The sequence below is a fragment of the Pseudomonas sp. KCJK9000 genome, assembly GCF_046230725.1.
GTDB classification, from domain to species: Bacteria; Pseudomonadota; Gammaproteobacteria; order Pseudomonadales; family Pseudomonadaceae; genus Aquipseudomonas; species Aquipseudomonas promysalinigenes.
Map to the genome: position 1 here is coordinate 206,785 of NZ_JBJJLN010000001.1, position 18,062 is coordinate 224,846.

The following is an 18,062-nucleotide window of genomic DNA, read 5'->3' on the forward strand; positions in this document are numbered from 1 at the left end:
ACAACCATCGTCGGATTTGGTCAAAATTTGTGCTATATTCCGCGCCCGCGATTTCCCTGCACACCAGAACCGGTCACTGACATGCAAGCAGCCAAACCACTCTACGACTATCCCAAGTACTGGGCCGAATGCTTCGGGCCAGCACCTTTCCTGCCAATGAGCAGGGAGGAGATGGATCTGCTCGGCTGGGATTCCTGCGACATCATCATCGTGACCGGTGATGCCTACGTCGACCACCCGTCGTTCGGCATGGCCATCATTGGCCGCCTGCTGGAGGCCCAGGGCTTTCGCGTGGGCATCATCGCCCAGCCCAATTGGCAGTCCAAAGACGACTTCATGAAGCTAGGCGAACCGAACCTGTTCTTCGGGGTGGCCGCCGGCAACATGGATTCGATGATCAACCGCTACACCGCGGACAAAAAGGTTCGTTCCGACGACGCCTACACCCCCGGTGGCCTTGCCGGTAGCCGCCCGGATCGGGCTAGCCTTGTTTATAGCCAACGCTGCAAGGAAGCCTACAAGCATGTGCCGATCGTGCTCGGCGGCATCGAGGCTTCGCTGCGCCGCATCGCCCACTATGACTATTGGCAAGACAAGGTTCGCCACTCGATCCTGATCGACGCCAGCGCCGACATCCTGCTGTTCGGCAACGCTGAGCGCGCGGTCGTCGAAGTGGCCCAGCGCCTGTCCAATGGCGAGAAGATCGAAACCATCACCGACGTGCGCGGCACCGCATTCGTGCGCCGCGATACACCGCAAGGCTGGTTCGAGATCGACTCGACCCGTATCGATCGCCCAGGGCGCGTTGACAAGATCATCAACCCCTACGTGAACACCCAGGACACCCAAGCCTGTGCCATCGAGCAGGCCAAGGGCGAGCAGGACGACCCGAACGAAGCCAAGGTCGTACAAATTCTCGACAGCCCCAGCGTGACCCGAGAGAAGTCGGTAATTCGGCTGCCGTCGTTCGAGAAGGTGCGTAATGACCCGGTACTCTACGCCCACGCCAACCGCGTGCTGCACCTGGAGACCAACCCGGGTAATGCCCGCGCCCTGGTGCAGAAGCACGGCGAAGTGGATGTGTGGTTCAACCCGCCACCCATTCCGATGAGCACCGAAGAGATGGACTACGTGTTCGGCATGCCTTACGCGCGAGTGCCACACCCGGCCTACGGCAAGCAGCGCATCCCGGCTTACGAGATGATCCGCTTCTCGGTCAACATCATGCGCGGCTGCTTCGGTGGCTGCACCTTCTGTTCGATTACCGAGCATGAAGGCCGCATCATCCAGAACCGCTCCCACGAGTCGATCCTCAACGAAATCGAGGAGATGCGCGATAAGGTGCCGGGCTTCACCGGCGTGGTCTCCGACCTAGGCGGGCCAACCGCCAACATGTACCGCATCGCCTGCAAGAGCCACGACATCGAGAAGCACTGCCGTAAGCCATCGTGCGTGTTCCCGGGCATCTGTGAAAACCTCAACACCGACCACAGCTCGCTGATCGAGCTGTACCGCAAGGCCCGTGCCCTGCCGGGGGTGAAGAAGATCCTGATCGCTTCGGGCCTGCGTTACGACCTGGCCGTGGAGTCGCCGGAGTACGTCAAGGAACTTGTCACCCACCATGTTGGCGGTTACCTGAAGATTGCCCCGGAGCACACCGAGCGTGGTCCGTTGGACAAGATGATGAAGCCGGGCATCGGCACCTATGACCGCTTCAAGCGTATGTTCGAGAAGTTCTCCAAAGAGGCGGGCAAGGAGCAGTACCTGATCCCGTACTTCATCGCAGCGCACCCAGGCACCACCGATGAAGACATGATGAACCTGGCCCTGTGGCTCAAGGGCAATGGCTTCCGCGCCGATCAGGTGCAGGCGTTCTATCCGTCGCCGATGGCGTCTGCCACGGCCATGTACCACTCGGGCAAGAACCCGCTGCGCAAGGTCACTTACAAGAGCGAAGGCGTCGAGATCGTCAAGAGCGATGAGCAACGCCGCCTGCACAAGGCGTTTTTGCGCTATCACGACCCCAAGGGTTGGCCGATGCTGCGTGAGGCGCTGCAGCGCATGGGCCGTGCCGACTTGATCGGCCCGGGCAAGCACCAGCTGATCCCGCTGCACCAGCCGCAGACCGATAGCTACCAGAGCGCGCGCCGCAAGAACTCTACCCCAGCTGGCAGCCACAAGGTGGGCAAGGACCAGAAGATCCTGACCCAGCACACTGGCCTGCCGCCGCGTGGTAGCGATGGCAGCAAGCCGTGGGACAAGCGCGAGAAAGCCAAGGCCGAGGCGTTTGCCCGTAACCAGCAAGCGGCCAAGGAGCGCAAAGAAGCGGCCAAGGGTGGTGGCGGAAAGGGTAAGAAGCCACGGCAACCCGTGATACCACGCTAAGCTCCCAAGTGCTCCACAGAGCCTCCTGAGAGCGGCGGACCTGTTTTGCGGTGACGGCCTCTTCGTGGCTAAAGCCGCTTCAGCAGGGGGCAAGTAGCCAGGATCGCCGTCGCGATCAATCTGGCTGCTTGTCGACCCACTTCGGCACTACGGGCGACTCGAAACGCGCCATGGCGTCCAGCAGCTGATCTGCTTGCTGCGCCAGCAGCAACATTGCCCGATGCGCAGGCCGCACGAAGCCTTCTTCGACGATGTGGTCGAGGAACCCGCCGAGCTTTTCATAGAAGCCGTTCACATCGAGCAGCCCCAGCGGCTTGGCGTGGTAGCCCAATTGCCCCCAGGTCCATACCTCGAACAGCTCCTCCAGTGTGCCCAAGCCACCCGGCAGCGCTATGAAGGCGTCGCTCAATTCAGCCATGCGCGCCTTGCGGGCGTGCATGCCGTCGACCACTTCCAATCGGCTCAGGCCTTTGTGGCCAATTTCAGCATTCATCAGGCTTTCGGGAATGATCCCGATCACTTCGCCACCGGCCGCCATGGCTGCATCAGCCACTGTACCCATCAAGCCTACCGCGCCACCGCCATAGACCAATGTCATGCCTCGCCGGGCAATCGCCTCGCCCAGTGCCACAGCGGCTTCACGGTAGGCGGGGTTGGTGCCGATGCTGGCACCACAGAAAACACAAATGGAACGTACGGACATCCTGCTTCTCCAGTCAGATGGCCGACAGGGTAATGCCAATGGTCCGATCCCTCCAATTGTGGATCTACTCCGGCCGCGAGAATTCACAACTGGCCCCGGTGGCGCCCTGGGCGTAGGCGGCGAGCAAGCTGTTCATGAAACTTGAGAGGGACATAGCGATGGCTCCTAATTCAAATGTTGTCCCATCGTCTATTAAAAGTGCATGATGTGCCCTTAGATTAGTTGTATACAATCCATTGAACAATTCTACTGGCTGGCCACTTGACATGCCCTTGACCCACATCATGCAGGGCTGAAAGGGTTCAGGCAGTATCGCAATTGATAAAACCCTGCCAAGGAGATTCATGATGTTTGCGAAAGCTGTAGCGGTATCCCTGCTGACCCTCGCCAGCGCTTCTGTCTTCGCCGCCGAGTGCTCGGTGACCGTTGACTCGACCGACCAGATGTCGTTCGACACCAAGGACATCGTCGTCGATAAAAGCTGCAAAGAATTCACCGTCACCCTGACCCACTCCGGCAACCTGCCGAAGAATGTCATGGGGCACAACGTGGTGATCAGCAAGGAAGCTGACATGCAGGCAATCGCAACCGACGGTCTGTCCGCCGGGATCGAGAAAAGCTACCTGAAAGACGGTGATGAGCGAGTCATCGCCCACACCAAGATCATCGGTGCAGGCGAGACCGACAAGCTTACGTTCGATGTGTCCAAGCTTGCAGCTGATCAGAAGTACGGCTTCTTCTGCTCGTTCCCGGGCCACATCTCGATGATGAAAGGCACTGTAACGCTCAAGTAAGCGCGCAGATAAGGCCGGGGCCGCCATGCGGCCCCGGTTGTTTTTCACGGGGCGAACGGCAGTTCGCGCTTGTGCTGGGTCTTGCGGTAGGTGGCGACGATGATGTCGAACGCGGCCTGATCCACCGGCAGCCCATGCAGGAAGTCATCGATCTGCTGGTAGGTCACGCCATGGGAAGCCTCGTCGGGTTTACCGGGTTCGAGGTCTTCGAGATCGGCCGTCGGCACCTTCTCCACCAGCGCCTCTGGCGCACCAAAGCTGCGCGCGATCGCTCGCACCTGGTTTTTCACCAAGCCGCTCAACGGCGCGAGGTCACAGGCGCCATCACCGAATTTGGTAAAGAAGCCCATCACCGCCTCGGCGGCATGGTCGGTACCGATCACTAGGCCTGCGCGGGCTCCAGCGATGGTGTACTGGGCCACCATGCGCGTGCGCGCCTTCACGTTGCCGACCACGAAGTCCACCAGGCTCGGTGAGCCATTCTTCAGCTCCACCACTTCTGCGGCGAGGGCTTTGACTGCCGGTGCGATGTCGACAGTGTGCACCTCATCGGCCTTGATCAGCTCCAGGCAGGCTTGGGCGTCATGCTCGTCATGCTGCACGTGGTAGGGCAGGCGCACTGCGATGAAGGTGTAGGCCTTGTCCCCGGTTTCTGCGCGCAGTTCGTTGATCGCGCGTTGGGCGAGCAGGGCTGCGGTCAATGAGTCGACCCCCCCACTAATGCCCAGCACCAGGGTCTTGAGCCGGGCATTGGCCAGGCAGTCCTTGATGAACGCCACGCGGCGGGCGACTTCGGCCTCGAGCGCAGCGGCATCGGCGAACGGCGGCTGCACTTTCAGCGCCTGGGCAATTTCTTGCTGAACCGCTTGCATGGGTTACTCCTTGCTGTGGACGTTGAAAACATGACGCATGTAAGCGACGAAGTTCTCGTCGCGGCACTGGGTCTTGGCGGCTTCGTCGGAGATTTTGGCAACCGGCGAGCCGTTGCAGTCGGTCATTTTAAGCACGATGTTCATCGGCGCCACCCCTGGGATGTCACAGGTCAGGTTGGTGCCGATGCCGAAACTGACATTGATGCGCCCGCGCAGCGCACGGAAAATTTCCAGCGAGCGGGTGAGGTTGAGGCCATCAGAGAACACCAGGGTTTTGGTCATTGGGTCTATACCCAGCTTCTGGTAGTGGACGATGGCTTTTTCCGCCCAGGCCAGCGGCTCACCAGAGTCATGGCGCAGGCCGTCGAACAGCTTGGCGAAGTACAAGTCGAAGTCGTTGAGAAAGGCATCCATGGTGATGCAATCGGTCAGGGCGATGCCAAGCAGCCCACGGTACTCGCGGACCCAGCAATCCAACGCGGCAATCTGGCTATCGATCAGGCGCGGGCCGAGCTGTTGGTGGGCCATTATCCATTCATGGGCCATGGTGCCCAGCGGTTTGATATCCAGCTTCCATGCCAGGTCCACATTGCTGGTGCCGACGAAGCGGCCAGGGAATTCATCGCGCAATACCCGCACCACCTCTTCCTGGACACGGCTGGAAAAGCGCCGGCGCGTGCCGAAATCAGCCACTTGCAGGCTTGCCAGCTCGTCCTCGTTGGCATTGGCGCGCAGCCAATCGAACTTGCGATAGAGCTGGTCCCGGGCTTCGGCCAGGCGCATGCGCGGGTGCAGGTGGCGGTTGCGCACTTCGCTGATGATGGCCAGTAACGGTACTTCGAAGAGAATCACGTGCAGCCATGGGCCTTTGAGCCGCAGGGCCAATTGATCGTTCTCGATACCAACGTGCACATAGCGCAGGTTGAACCGGAACAGGCGCAGAAAGCGTAGGAAGTCTGGCTTGAGGAAGCTGATGCGTTCCAGAAAACCCAGTTGGCCATCATCGAGCGTCAGGTCGCTTAGCAGTTCGAGCTGGTGGCGGATGTCAGCCAGGTAGGGGCGTAGATCCTCACCGTTGCGGCAGCGAAACTCCCACTCCACATCAGCATCCGGGTAGTTATGTAGCACGCCCTGCATCATGGTGAGCTTGTAGAAATCAGTGTCGAGCAGGTTGTGCACGATGCGCTCGGCGAATGCGCTCTCGCTCATCAAGGTGACTCCAGAAGCGGCGAATGCTGCACATTGTGCCAGTCTTTTGCCCGCCGTAGTGTCTGCGCCGGCCTTTATGGATGGGACTCAAGTTGGCTTAAGTGCCTTTACTGCCAAACCAGGCGAGGTTTTCGTGCACAGGCGAGCCTTGAAACGGTGCTGGCTGTAGCACTTGCGCACCAGCGGTGTGCACTTCGGTGACGTCTACTGTTACAGCATGGTTGCACGTTAACACTTGGCATGGTTGCAATGATGGCACTGTTTGGTTGCGCCTTGTCTTTACGTGTGGTGGCGCCTTTGGCGTCGCAGACGGTTGCACGCTCAATAAAGAGACGCCCATCGGTCGCTCGCAGGCGACCTTGACCCTGTGATTTCCCGGAATACAAAACCGATGGCACGGCGCTTGCTCGGAGCAATGGGCTGAGAAGTTGTAGTGCCAACCAAAAAAACTCTAGGAGCACCGCCTCATGTCGCAGACGTTTTACAAGAAAGGTTTCCTGGCTCTGGCCGTCGCTACGGCACTGGGTGTTTCTTCGTATGTTCAGGCCGACGTCAAGATCGGCGTCGCGGGCCCCATGACCGGGGCTAACGCAGCGTTTGGCGAGCAGTACATGAAAGGCGCGCAGGCAGCGGCCGACAAGATCAATGCCGCTGGCGGCGTGAATGGCGAGAAGATCGTGCTGGTCAAAGGCGATGACGCCTGCGAGCCCAAGCAGGCCGTAGCCGTGGCCAACCGCCTGGTCGACCAGGACAAGGTGATCGGCGTAGTGGGGCACTTCTGTTCCTCGAACACCATCCCCGCTTCTGAGGTCTATGACGAAGCCGGCGTGATCGCCATCACCCCAGGCTCCACCAACCCACAGGTCACCGAGCGCGGTCTTGGCGCCATGTTCCGCATGTGCGGCCGTGACGATCAGCAGGGCATCGTCGCCGGTGATTACATCGTCGACGTACTCAAAGGCAAGAAAGTCGCCGTGCTGCACGACAAGGACACCTACGGCCAAGGCCTGGCCGATGCCACCAAGGCGCAGCTTGAGAAACGCGGCGTCAAGCCGGTGCTGTACGAAGGCCTGACCCGTGGCGAGAAAGACTTCAGCGCCGTGGTCACCAAGATCCGCGCTGCCGGTGCCGACGTGGTGTACTTCGGTGGCCTGCACCCTGAAGCCGGCCCGCTGGTGCGTCAACTGCGCGAGCAGGGTCTGAAGGACGTCAAGTTCATGTCCGATGATGGCATCGTCACCGACGAATTGGTGTCCACCGCCGGTGGTGCGCAGTACGTCGATGGCGTCTACATGACCTTCGGCGCCGACCCGCGCCTGCTGCCTGACAGCAAGGCTGTGGTGGAAGAGTTCCGCAAAGCAGGTACCGAGCCTGAAGGCTACACCCTCTACGCTTACGCCTCGCTGCAGGCGCTGGCCGCTGCGTTCAACGGTGCCAAGTCGAACAAAGGCGAAGACGCTGCCAAGTGGCTCAAGGCCAACCCAGTGCAAACCGTCATGGGCCAGAAGAAGTGGGATGAAAAGGGCGACCTGACCGTCTCCGATTACGTGGTCTACCAGTGGGATGCTCAAGGCAAGTACCACCAGCTGGAAAAACAAAAATAATAACGGCAGCCGGCCCGGACGCTCGTCCGGGCCATTGCCCCTGCGGTACCTGTCCTTATTCGGAGGCCTGCATCGTGCTGCGCTGCCAAGGCTGCCTCATCGGTAGCTCGTGGGCATCTGCGCGCGTGCAGCCTCGCTCAGGTGAGATTGCGTTATGGATGGTATTTTCCTGCAGCAACTGGTCAATGGCCTGACCCTAGGGTCGGTCTATGGCCTGATCGCCATCGGCTACACAATGGTTTATGGCATTATCGGCATGATCAACTTCGCGCACGGCGAGGTGTACATGATCTCCGCGTACCTCGCGGCGATCAGCCTGGCATTGCTGGCGTACTTCGGTATCGAATCGTTTCCTCTGCTGATGCTGGGCACGTTGTTGTTCACCATCGTCGTGACGGGCGTCTATGGCTTCACCATCGAGCGCATCGCCTACAAACCCCTGCGTAACTCCACCCGCCTGGCACCGCTGATCAGTGCCATCGGCATTTCGTTGATCCTGCAGAACTACGCGCAGATCAGCCAGGGCGCCCGCCAGCAAGGCGTGCCGACCCTGCTCGAAGGTGCCATGCGCATCGAGGTCGGCACCGGCTTCGTGCAACTGACCTACACCAAGATCTTCATCCTGGTAGCGGCGTTCCTTGGCATGGGGCTGCTGACCTACGTGATCAAGTACACCAAGCTCGGCCGCATGTGCCGCGCCACCCAGCAAGACCGCAAGATGGCCTCGATCCTTGGCATCAACACCGATCGGGTAATTTCCTATGTATTTGTCATCGGTGCGGTGATGGCGGCACTGGCCGGCGTGTTGATCACCCTGAACTACGGCACCTTCGACTTCTACGCCGGCTTCATCATCGGTATCAAGGCCTTCACCGCCGCGGTACTGGGCGGCATCGGGTCGCTGCCTGGCGCCATGCTCGGCGGGATCATCCTGGGGATTTCCGAGTCGCTGTTCTCTGGCCTGATCAACTCCGATTACAAGGATGTGTTCAGTTTCTCCCTGCTGGTGATGATCCTTATCTTCCGCCCGCAAGGCCTGCTGGGCCGCCCGCTCGTGGCTAAGGTGTGAACATGTCGATTGCCAAAATTGCCTCTGCCTCCGAAACCAAAGGTTTCGATATCAAACGCAGCCTGCTCGAAACCATCGTCGCCGGTTTGCTGGCGCTGATCGTGTTCGGCCCGATCGTCGGCGTGGTGCTCGACGGTTACTCCTTCAATGCCGAGCCTCGCCGGGTAGCGTGGCTGGTTGGCGGGGTGATGCTCGGGCGCTTTCTGCTCAGCCTTTACGTCCAGACCGCTGCCGGGCGGCGTATGCTGGCAGGCTTCGAGAGCGGTGGATCAGGCGTGCATGTGCGCGAGCCGGGCTACACCTCGCGGCTGCGCTACATCATCCCGGCGCTGGTGGTGATCGCCATCATTTTCCCGGTGTTCGCCAACAAATACCTGCTGACTGTGGTCATCCTCGGCCTGATCTACGTATTGCTGGGGCTTGGCCTGAACATCGTGGTCGGCCTGGCCGGTTTGCTCGACCTTGGCTATGTGGCGTTCTATGCCATTGGTGCCTACGGTCTGGCGCTGGGTTACCAGTACCTGGGCCTGGGTTTCTGGAGCGTGCTACCGCTGGCGGCCATCGCTGCGGCGCTGGCCGGGTGCATTCTCGGCTTCCCGGTATTGCGAATGCACGGTGACTACCTTGCCATCGTGACGCTGGGCTTTGGCGAGATCATTCGCCTGGTACTGAACAACTGGTTGTCCTTCACCGGTGGCCCGAACGGTATGCCGGCGCCAGCGCCGACCTTCTTCGGCCTGGAGTTCGGCCGCAGGGCCAAGGATGGCGGTGTGCCGATCCACGAGTTCCTTGGCATCGATTACAACGCCAACCTCAAGTTCGTGTTCATCTACGCCGTGTTGTTCCTGGTGGTGCTGGCGGTGCTGTACATCAAACACCGGCTTACCCGCATGCCGGTCGGCCGCGCTTGGGAGGCGCTGCGCGAAGACGAGATCGCCTGCCGCTCGATGGGCCTGAACCACGTGCTGGTGAAACTCTCGGCCTTCACCCTCGGTGCTTCTACTGCGGGCCTGGCAGGGGTGTTCTTCGCTACCTACCAAGGTTTCGTCAACCCGTCATCTTTCACCTTCTTCGAGTCGGCGCTGATTCTTGCCATCGTCGTGCTTGGCGGCATGGGCTCGACCGTCGGCGTGGTGATCGCGGCGTTCGTGCTGACCGTTGCGCCAGAGCTGCTGCGCAGCTTCTCGGAATACCGCGTGCTGCTGTTTGGCGTGCTGATGGTGCTGATGATGATCTGGCGACCGCGAGGCTTGATCCGCATCAGCCGCAGCGGCGTGACCCCACGTAAAGGAGTGGCGCCATGAGCGACGAAATCATTCTGTCGGTCGATAACCTGATGATGCAGTTCGGTGGCATCAAGGCGCTCAGCGATGTCAGCCTGAAGGTCAAACGCAATCAGATCTTCGCTTTGATCGGCCCCAACGGTGCCGGCAAGACCACCGTGTTCAACTGCTTGACCGGTTTTTACAAGGCCAGTGGCGGGCGCATCGAGCTTAACGTGCGCGGCAGCCACACCAATGTCATCCAGTTGCTCGGCGAACGCTTCCAGGCCGCGGACTTCCTATCCCCAGCGCGCTTTGCCAGCCGCCTGTATTACAAGATGTTCGGCGGTACCCACCTGGTCAACCGTGCAGGCCTGGCGCGTACCTTCCAGAACATCCGGCTGTTCAAGGAAATGTCGGTGGTGGAAAACCTGCTGGTCGCCCAGCACATGTGGGTAAACCGCAACCTGCTGGCTGGGGTGCTCAATACCAAGGCCTACCGCAAGGCCGAGAGCGATGCTCTGGATCATGCGTTTTACTGGCTGGAGGTGGTCGACCTGGTCGACTGCGCCAATCGTCTGGCTGGCGAGTTGTCCTATGGCCAGCAGCGCCGCCTGGAAATTGCCCGGGCCATGTGCACACGGCCGAAGATCATCTGCCTGGACGAACCGGCCGCCGGCCTCAACCCCCAGGAAACCGAAGCCCTGAGCGGCATGATCCGGGTGTTGCGTGACGAGCACGACATCACCGTGGTGCTGATCGAACACGATATGGGCATGGTGATGAGCATTTCCGACCATATTGTCGTGCTCGACCACGGCAATGTGATCGCCGAAGGCGCACCGCAGGAAATCCGCCACAACCCAACGGTGATCGCCGCCTACCTGGGTGCTGACGAAGAGGAGCTGGTATGACTGCACCCATTCTCGAACTCAAAGACCTGGACGTGTTCTACGGCCCCATCCAGGCCCTCAAGAAAGTTTCGATGCACATCAACGAGGGGGAGACGGTGAGCCTGATCGGGGCCAATGGCGCCGGCAAGTCGACATTGCTGATGTCGATCTTCGGGCAGCCCCGGGCAGCTTCGGGGCAGATCGTCTACCGTGGCACCGACATCACCCGCAAGACCTCGCACTACATCGCATCCAACGGCATCGCCCAGTCGCCGGAAGGGCGCCGTGTGTTCCCGGACATGACGGTCGAAGAAAACCTGATGATGGGCACCATCCCCATCGGCGACAAACATGCAGCCGAGGACATGCAGCGCATGTTCGAACTGTTTCCACGTTTGAAGGAGCGGCGTAACCAGCGTGCAATGACCATGTCTGGTGGCGAACAACAAATGCTCGCCATCGCCCGGGCGTTGATGAGCCGGCCGAAGCTATTGCTGCTGGATGAGCCGTCACTGGGGCTGGCGCCGATCGTGGTCAAGCAGATCTTCGCTACCCTGCGCGAGCTAGCCAAGACGGGCATGACCATTTTCCTGGTGGAGCAGAACGCCAACCACGCCCTGAAGCTGTCGGATCGAGCCTATGTGATGGTCAACGGGCAAATCCGCATGAGCGGCACGGGTCAGGAGCTGCTGGTAAACGAAGAGGTGCGCAACGCCTACCTTGGCGGCCACTGAGCCGCGCAATAGGGGCTGCAGTAGCAGCCCTGTTGCCATGTGGACAACTTGTCGCATGGATCTTGCCGACGATGCCGATCGCTGCATCCCAACCCCGTTTCCACAGGCTTGATGTTTTCCACGGATAATGTGGAACCGCCTGTGGAAAACATGGTGGCATTACGCTCAAGCCCTCTTAATCCGTGGCTTACAAGCTTCTGATCATAATTTGATCAGGCGCTGTTTTGGCATGGATTTGCAGGGCTTTTACAAGATACCGGCTACTTGCGTCAGCGCTTGATTGTTTGTGGATAAGTCTGTGGGAAAGCCTTGGACAGACGGCTGTAGGCGGCATGGATGAAAGCTTTAAGCCATCACCTTGAAAGCAATCTCCAGATCTGGCCCGCAATTCACCGGGCCCGCCTGAGGTAACTTGCCCCCAATCAATGGGGAAAGCCCTGTGGATAACATGCGTATAGCTGGCTCCGGGCCTGCTGACACAAGGGTTTCGTGCACATGACCAAAAAATGACCAGTAGCTCTGGCGGCTTGCTGCCTGCACCTGGCGCGGGCATGCTGCGAAGCTGTCGATGACAACCTACCGTGAGGAACAGAGCATGACGTCCACCGTATTCATCACTGGCGCCACTTCCGGCTTTGGCGAGGCCACCGCCCGTCGCTTCGCTGAAGCTGGTTGGCAGCTGGTGCTCACCGGGCGCCGCAAGGAGCGCTTGGATGCCCTGTGCGCCGAACTTTCGGCCAAAACCCAAGTGCATGGTCTGGTGCTGGATGTACGTGACCGCAAGGCCATGGAGCAGGCCATCGCCGGCCTGCCGGCCGGCTTCGACAAATTGCGTGGTTTGGTCAATAACGCCGGGCTGGCGCTTGGCGTGGATGCAGCGCAGAACTGCAGCCTGGATGACTGGGACACCATGGTCGATACCAACATCAAAGGCCTGATGTACACCACACGCCTGCTGTTGCCGCGCCTAATTGCCCATGGCCGCGGGGCGTCGATCCTCAATGTGGGCTCGGTGGCGGGCAATTACCCGTATCCAGGCAGCAATGTGTACGGTGGCACCAAGGCCTTCGTCGGCCAGTTCTCCTTGAGCCTGCGCTGCGACCTGCGCGGCACGGGTGTGCGGGTGAGCAACATCGAACCTGGCCTGTGCGAGAGCGAATTCTCGCTGGTGCGCCATGGCGGCGACCAGGCCAAATACGATGCGACCTACGCCGGCGCAGAGCCCATCCAGCCGCAGGACATAGCCGAGACCATTTTCTGGATTCTCAACCAGCCTGCGCACATCAACATCAATAGCCTCGAGTTGATGCCAGTGCGTCAGGACTTCGCTGGGCTGTCGATCGATCGCTCAGCGAAAGCCTGAGCCGGCTACTTGGGGATCATTTTCAGATACGTGGATTTGGAATCGATCAAGCCAAGTGTCTGCAGCACATCGTTGACGGCATCATGCATCCCGAGGTCCTCTCGGGTCGCGGTGCCGTCCACCACGCGGCGAAGGCTGAGTAAAAAGCTCAGCTTGCCGAAGGCAATGTGATCGAGGTCGGCCTTCTGTTTGTCGAATATCTGCTTCGCGGCCCCATTGATCTGAGCTTCGAGGAAGTCTTTGAACGCTGATCTTTCCATGATGGGCACCTCGTTGATGGAGGTTCCAACCTAGCAGCGCCATGACGTGGCCGAAACTGGTAAAAATGCTAGGTCAGCCAGCGCTGAGAAGGCCGCTCAGACACGTCGCCAGATGGTAGGGTGTGGTCGACGGCATATCATGCCGGCTCACCACGCCTTCACCGTTGCGGCACTCATACCAGCCCCGAGCATGCAGAAACTGCTGCTCCATCGCTTTCAGCTGAACCAGCAGTTTTGCCTGATGCTCAGGGCGCAGCGCCAGTGCCCGCAGGTATTCGGCCTGGGCCCAGATCCGTTGGGTCGCATCCAGCACGTTGCCATCCACATCGAGCATGGCCAGTACGGCGGCGTTGTTTACCCCGCAAAGCTCCGCATAGCCGAAGGCCCGCGACAATGATGCATGCAAGGGCGTGCCTTGTAGCAATGACGAAGTTTCCAGCAGGTAGAACCATTCGAACTGATGGCCTGGCTCGAACCAGTTATCCACAGACCCCAGCGGTTTTTCCAGCATCAGGCCATGCTGTGGCTCGATGAAGTGCTCCTGCAATGCCTGGCACAATTGCAGCAACGCATGCTGAACCTGCGCGTCCTCGCGCACCGCCAGCACTTGCAGAAAAGCTTCGGCCAGGTGCATCTGCGGGTTCTGCAATGGGCCGCTGCCAAGATCTGCCCAATCTTCGCCAAGGCTGGCTTCGTATAGGCCGTCGTCCCGGGCAAATTGCTGATCCACCACTTCCAGCGCGGCGTTGAGGGTGGCTTCGACCAGCCCGTCACCGACCTTGCCCCAGTAATGGGCGCAGGCGAAGACGATGAAAGCGTGGGTGTAGAGGTCCTTGCGCCGGTCCAGTGGCTTGCCCTGGGCGTCGATGCTGTAAAACCAGCCGCCATGCTCGGGGTCGTGAAAGTGCTTTTGCAACGAGCGCAGCAGTGCCGCTGCCCGCTCGGCCGCGCCGGGTTGCTCGATGCGGCTGCTGAACAGGTATAACTGCCGAGCACAGGCCATGGCGCGGTAGCGCTGCACCGGCAGTGGCCGATGTTCGGCGTCGAGCGCCTCGTAGGGCAGGGCCATCTCGGCATTCCAGCCAGGGCCTTGCCATAGAGGCACGATGCAGTCGGCAAAATGCTGGTTGAATCGGGCCAATTCAGGCAGGGCAGGAAGGGGGCTGGGCATGTTGGCGCTCGTCACTTTCGGGCAGGGCGCCATGGTAGCAGAACTAGGGATGCGGGTTGCTCAGCCCTTGCCAGTGGCGTGCGCCCACGAAGATGAAGCGCAATTGCTGAGTGATTTTCTCCTGGGCGCTCAGCGACTGTGGATAACCTGGCTGCGGGTTATCGATCAGCTCCGGCAGGGTCGCGAACACGGTTTTGACCACCAGGTCGGCCATCACCGCCAGCGCGGCGTTGTCCAGGTGTTGCCAGCGCGGCATTCGCGCAAGGTCCGTGGCCAGGTCGTCACTGATGTTCTGGCGCAGGCAGGCGATGGCTTGACGGACGGCGTGCGAGCCACCGTACTGCTCACGGGCCAGAAACAGAAACTGCGCGCGGTGGGCGGTGACCACGTCGAGGAAGATGCGCACTGATGCATCGGTGATACCGCCCAGTTCGAATTCGTTATGCCGCACCAGGCGGATGGTCTGGCGGAACGTGGCGTCGATCTCGGCGACCAGTGCCAGGCCCAGCGCGTCCATGTCGCAGAAATGCCGATAAAAACCGGTAGGGACGATGCCGGCCGCCTTGGCCACTTCGCGCAGGCTAACGCTGCCAAAGCCCCGGCCACTCTCCATCAGCTGGCAAGCAGCATCCAGCAGGGCCTGGCGGGTCTGTAGCTTCTGTTCGGCGCGCGGCAGCATTTGGCTGGTTTCTGTGAAGGTGAGGCTGGGCACTCTAGATAAAAAAACGAAGCCCGGTCAATGGACCGGGCTGGGAGGGGAGCAAACGGTGTGACAGCGGTTGTTGTTTTCGGTCATGGTGATCAGCTCACGTGGCTGATGGCAACCAGACGATCGGAACCACCCTCAGCCATGCGGCCGCTACGCTCGATCAGACGGTCGGAGCCACCTTCGGCAACCCGGCCACTGCGCTCGATCAGACGGTCGGAGCCACCTTCGGCAACTCGGCCGCTACGCTCGATCAGACGGTCAGAGCCACCTTCGGCGACGGTTTTGAGCGGTTGAGCAATTTCTGCGGCGCTGGAGCGCGACTCGGCAGTCAGATGCTGGTCGGCAGCTGGAAGGGCGAATGCGTTGGCAGCAAGGATGGACAGGGTCAGGGTCAGCAGAGTGCGTTTCATGATTCGGTGCTCCTCTCGGGGGCTGGAAAGTGGGTACGGAGCCAATGCTACGCCCGGTGACGCCAGAGAGAAGTTCATACGGGTAATGGTAACAATCGATGCGATTGATAGCAGGTGCGATGGCTCTATTGCGGCAGTTTCCGGGTGTGAAGCCGACGCTCGCCAGTACCGTTAGCGGTAACAGTAGGGAATGGCCGACGCCACAAGCTGGGCACGAAGGCTGAAAAAACTCGCTAGCATGGACAGGCCGATTAAACCCGACGGGTTTTCATCAGTCCGAAATAATGAATGCCATCGCTACGCCTGCTTTGTGCCTTGCCATCAGGAGACTCACGCAATGACGCGCCCCGCCAGAATCATCGTCTGGACCCTTTCCACTCTGCTGACCCTGTTGGCGATCCTGGTGATCATCATTGCCACCTTCGACTGGAACCGCGTCAAGCCGCTGATCAACGAAAAGGTGTCCGAAGCGCTTCACCGGCCATTCGCGATCAACGGCAACCTCGCCGTGCATTGGCGTACCGAACCGGACCAGGGAGGCTGGCGAGCCTGGGTGCCATGGCCGCACTTCATCGCAGAAGACCTGACCTTGGGCAACCCCGACTGGCTCAAGGAGCCCCAGATGGTTGGGCTTGAGCGGGTGGAATTTCGTCTGGCGCCATTGCCGCTGTTGTACCAGCAGATCAGCATCCCGCGCATCGACCTCACCAAGCCCAATGCGAGCCTTACGCGCCTGGCCGATGGCCGCGCCAATTGGACGTTTGACTTCGGGCCCAAAGACGAAGACCAAACACCGTCCAAATGGGAGTTGGATATCGGTGCCATTGGCTTTGACCAAGGCAACGTCAGCTTCGACGATCAGACGTTGAAAACCAGCATGAAGGTGCAGATCGATCCGCTCGGCAAACCGATCCCCTTCAGTGAGATCGTCGGCAAGGCCAACGCTGAGAAGGCGGGCGGGGCTCAAGACTATGCATTTGGTCTCAAAGCTCAAGGTCGCTACAAGGGCCAGCCAGTATCAGGCACCGGCAAAATCGGCGGGCTGCTGGCCTTGCAGGATGCCAGCCAGCCATTCCCGCTGCAGGCCGACGTGCGTATCGCCGATACCCACGTCGTGTTGGCTGGCACCCTGACTGATCCTCGCAATCTTGGCGCTCTGGACCTGCGTCTGCGTCTGTCTGGGGCCAGCCTGGGCAATCTGTATCCATTGACCGGGGTAACGTTGCCCGATACGCCGGCTTACTCCACCGATGGTCGGCTTAGCGTCAACCTGCACGCACCGGAAGGTGCCAATTTCAACTACCAGAATTTCAACGGCAAAATCGGCAACAGTGACATCCATGGCGACCTGAGCTTCGTCGCCAGCAAGCCGCGGCCGAAGCTGGCCGGCAAGCTGGTGTCCAATCAACTGTTGTTCAAGGACCTGGCTCCGCTGATCGGTGCCGATTCCAATGCCGAGCAGAAGGCACGCGGCGGTGCCAGCAAGCAACCCGCCGACAAGGTGCTGCCTGTGGAGGAGTTCCGCACCGAGCGCTGGCGCGCCATGGATGCCGACGTAAGCTTCGCCGGCAAACGCATCGTGCACAGTGAACAGCTGCCATTGAGCGACTTGTCGGCCCACGTAATCCTCGAAGATGGGCTGCTGCGCCTTGAACCGCTGCGCTTTGGCGTGGCGGGAGGGAACCTGGCAGCCAACATCCGCCTAGACGGCCGAAACGTGCCGCTCCAAGGCCACGCTCAACTCACGGCCCGCGGTTTCAAACTCAAGCAGCTGTTCCCAACCTTCGCACCGATGCAAACCAGCTTCGGTGAGCTCAACGGCGATGCCGACATCACTGGCCGCGGCAATTCGGTGGCTGCCTTGCTGGGCACGGCCAATGGCAACCTTCGCATGCTGATCAACGATGGCGCCATCAGCCGCAGCCTGATGGAGATTGCCGGGCTTAATGTCGGTAACTACGTGGTTGGCAAGCTATTCGGCGACGAGGACGTGCAGATCAACTGCGCCGCAGCGGATGTTGGCATCAAGGACGGCTTGGCGAGCACGCGCCTGTTCATCTTCGATACCGAGAACGCGATCATCTATGTCAATGGGACGGCCAACTTCGCCACTGAGCAGTTGGACTTGAAGATCAATCCGGAGTCCAAGGGCGTGCGGTTGTTCTCGCTGCGCTCGCCGCTGTATGTACGCGGGGCCTTCGCCAAGCCAAGTGCTGGGGTCCAGGCAGTGCCGCTGGCATTGCGAGGTGCGGGGATGGTAGCGCTGGGTGTGGTAGCGGGCCCTGCTGCAGGGTTGCTGGCGTTGGTAGCGCCTAGTAGCGGCGATGAGCCCAACCAATGCACGCCATTGCTGCAGCAAATGAGAGCTGGCAAAGCGCCTGCTGCGGTGAAGGCGAAAAAATAAAGGGCGTAGTGCCCTGATGCCAGTGAGGTGCGCCTATCAGGGCTGCTTGCAGCCCTTCGCGGTAAATCCGCTCCTACCCTGACTGCGCTCGCCGCTGTACACGCTATAGCTGCGGCAAACTAAAGCCGGCACAAGGCCGGCTTAGGGGAGGGCAGATTGGCGCTGTGCGCCAATGCTACTGGGGCTGCAAAGCAGCCCTAGTAGCAAGCTGGAAACTCAA

At 60.2% G+C, this 18,062-nt stretch carries 15 protein-coding genes and 1 pseudogene; 9 read left to right on the forward strand and 7 right to left on the reverse strand.

Annotated features, from left to right (window positions below):
• The first annotated feature begins 81 nt into the window (after positions 1–81).
• Positions 82–2,385, forward strand: coding sequence for a YgiQ family radical SAM protein (locus tag ACK59H_RS00900; protein WP_060477942.1), 2,304 nt, complete (start codon positions 82–84; stop codon positions 2,383–2,385).
• Between the two features lie 115 nt (positions 2,386–2,500).
• On the opposite strand, the gene ACK59H_RS00905 is transcribed toward ACK59H_RS00900, so the two are convergent.
• Positions 2,501–3,088 (reverse strand): TIGR00730 family Rossman fold protein, encoded by a 588-nt coding sequence (locus tag ACK59H_RS00905; RefSeq protein ID WP_060477941.1) that lies wholly within the window; start codon positions 3,086–3,088, stop codon positions 2,501–2,503.
• A gap of 347 nt (positions 3,089–3,435) precedes the next feature.
• On the opposite strand from ACK59H_RS00905, the gene azu reads away from it, so the two are divergent.
• Positions 3,436–3,882 carry an azurin gene (gene azu, locus ACK59H_RS00910; RefSeq protein ID WP_060477940.1) on the forward strand — a complete coding sequence of 149 codons (447 nt, stop codon included), beginning with the start codon at positions 3,436–3,438 and terminating at the stop codon, positions 3,880–3,882.
• Positions 3,883–3,926: 44 nt separating this feature from the next.
• On the opposite strand, the gene nadE is transcribed toward azu, so the two are convergent.
• Together nadE and pncB are read right to left on the reverse strand one after the other, a co-directional pair.
• The gene (gene nadE / locus ACK59H_RS00915; RefSeq protein WP_060477939.1) at positions 3,927–4,754 is read right to left on the reverse strand and encodes an ammonia-dependent NAD(+) synthetase; all 828 of its coding nucleotides are present in this window, start codon (positions 4,752–4,754) and stop codon (positions 3,927–3,929) included.
• Positions 4,755–4,757: 3 nt separating this feature from the next.
• Positions 4,758–5,963 carry a nicotinate phosphoribosyltransferase gene (gene pncB, locus ACK59H_RS00920; RefSeq protein WP_060477938.1) on the reverse strand — a complete coding sequence of 402 codons (1,206 nt, stop codon included), beginning with the start codon at positions 5,961–5,963 and terminating at the stop codon, positions 4,758–4,760.
• A gap of 467 nt (positions 5,964–6,430) precedes the next feature.
• Between pncB and ACK59H_RS00925 the strand changes: the two genes are divergently transcribed.
• From ACK59H_RS00925 to ACK59H_RS00950, 6 genes are all read left to right on the forward strand, one after another.
• A complete protein-coding gene (locus tag ACK59H_RS00925; protein WP_060477937.1) occupies positions 6,431–7,567 on the forward strand; it encodes a branched-chain amino acid ABC transporter substrate-binding protein in 1,137 nt (378 codons plus the stop codon).
• A 154-nt stretch (positions 7,568–7,721) separates the two neighbouring features.
• The gene (locus ACK59H_RS00930; protein WP_060477936.1) at positions 7,722–8,636 is read left to right on the forward strand and encodes an ABC transporter permease subunit; all 915 of its coding nucleotides are present in this window, start codon (positions 7,722–7,724) and stop codon (positions 8,634–8,636) included.
• Between the two features lie 2 nt (positions 8,637–8,638).
• The gene (gene livM, locus ACK59H_RS00935; RefSeq protein ID WP_060477935.1) at positions 8,639–9,940 is read left to right on the forward strand and encodes a high-affinity branched-chain amino acid ABC transporter permease LivM; all 1,302 of its coding nucleotides are present in this window, start codon (positions 8,639–8,641) and stop codon (positions 9,938–9,940) included.
• Entirely contained in the window at positions 9,937–10,812 is an 876-nt protein-coding gene (locus ACK59H_RS00940; RefSeq protein ID WP_060477934.1) for an ATP-binding cassette domain-containing protein, read from the forward strand. Before livM ends, ACK59H_RS00940 begins: the two co-directional genes overlap by 4 nt.
• A complete protein-coding gene (locus ACK59H_RS00945) occupies positions 10,809–11,525 on the forward strand; it encodes an ABC transporter ATP-binding protein (protein ID WP_060477933.1) in 717 nt (238 codons plus the stop codon). The genes ACK59H_RS00940 and ACK59H_RS00945 overlap by 4 nt, the downstream gene beginning before the upstream one ends.
• A gap of 595 nt (positions 11,526–12,120) precedes the next feature.
• Entirely contained in the window at positions 12,121–12,888 is a 768-nt protein-coding gene (locus tag ACK59H_RS00950) for an SDR family oxidoreductase (RefSeq protein ID WP_060477932.1), read from the forward strand.
• 5 nt (positions 12,889–12,893) lie between these two features.
• On the opposite strand, the gene ACK59H_RS00955 is transcribed toward ACK59H_RS00950, so the two are convergent.
• From ACK59H_RS00955 to ACK59H_RS00970, 4 genes and pseudogenes are all read right to left on the reverse strand, one after another.
• The gene (locus ACK59H_RS00955; protein WP_060477931.1) at positions 12,894–13,148 is read right to left on the reverse strand and encodes a hypothetical protein; all 255 of its coding nucleotides are present in this window, start codon (positions 13,146–13,148) and stop codon (positions 12,894–12,896) included.
• A 73-nt stretch (positions 13,149–13,221) separates the two neighbouring features.
• Complete coding sequence (locus ACK59H_RS00960; protein WP_060477930.1) at positions 13,222–14,319, reverse strand: AGE family epimerase/isomerase; 1,098 nt, start codon at positions 14,317–14,319, stop codon at positions 13,222–13,224.
• Between the two features lie 43 nt (positions 14,320–14,362).
• The gene (locus ACK59H_RS00965; protein ID WP_060477929.1) at positions 14,363–14,998 is read right to left on the reverse strand and encodes a TetR family transcriptional regulator; all 636 of its coding nucleotides are present in this window, start codon (positions 14,996–14,998) and stop codon (positions 14,363–14,365) included.
• Between the two features lie 143 nt (positions 14,999–15,141).
• A pseudogene (locus tag ACK59H_RS00970) lies at positions 15,142–15,438 on the reverse strand (phage infection protein); the annotation flags it as partial.
• Between the two features lie 337 nt (positions 15,439–15,775).
• Here ACK59H_RS00970 and ACK59H_RS00975 point away from each other — a divergent pair.
• Complete coding sequence (locus ACK59H_RS00975; protein WP_060477927.1) at positions 15,776–17,842, forward strand: AsmA family protein; 2,067 nt, start codon at positions 15,776–15,778, stop codon at positions 17,840–17,842.
• The last annotated feature ends 220 nt before the right edge of the window (positions 17,843–18,062 follow it).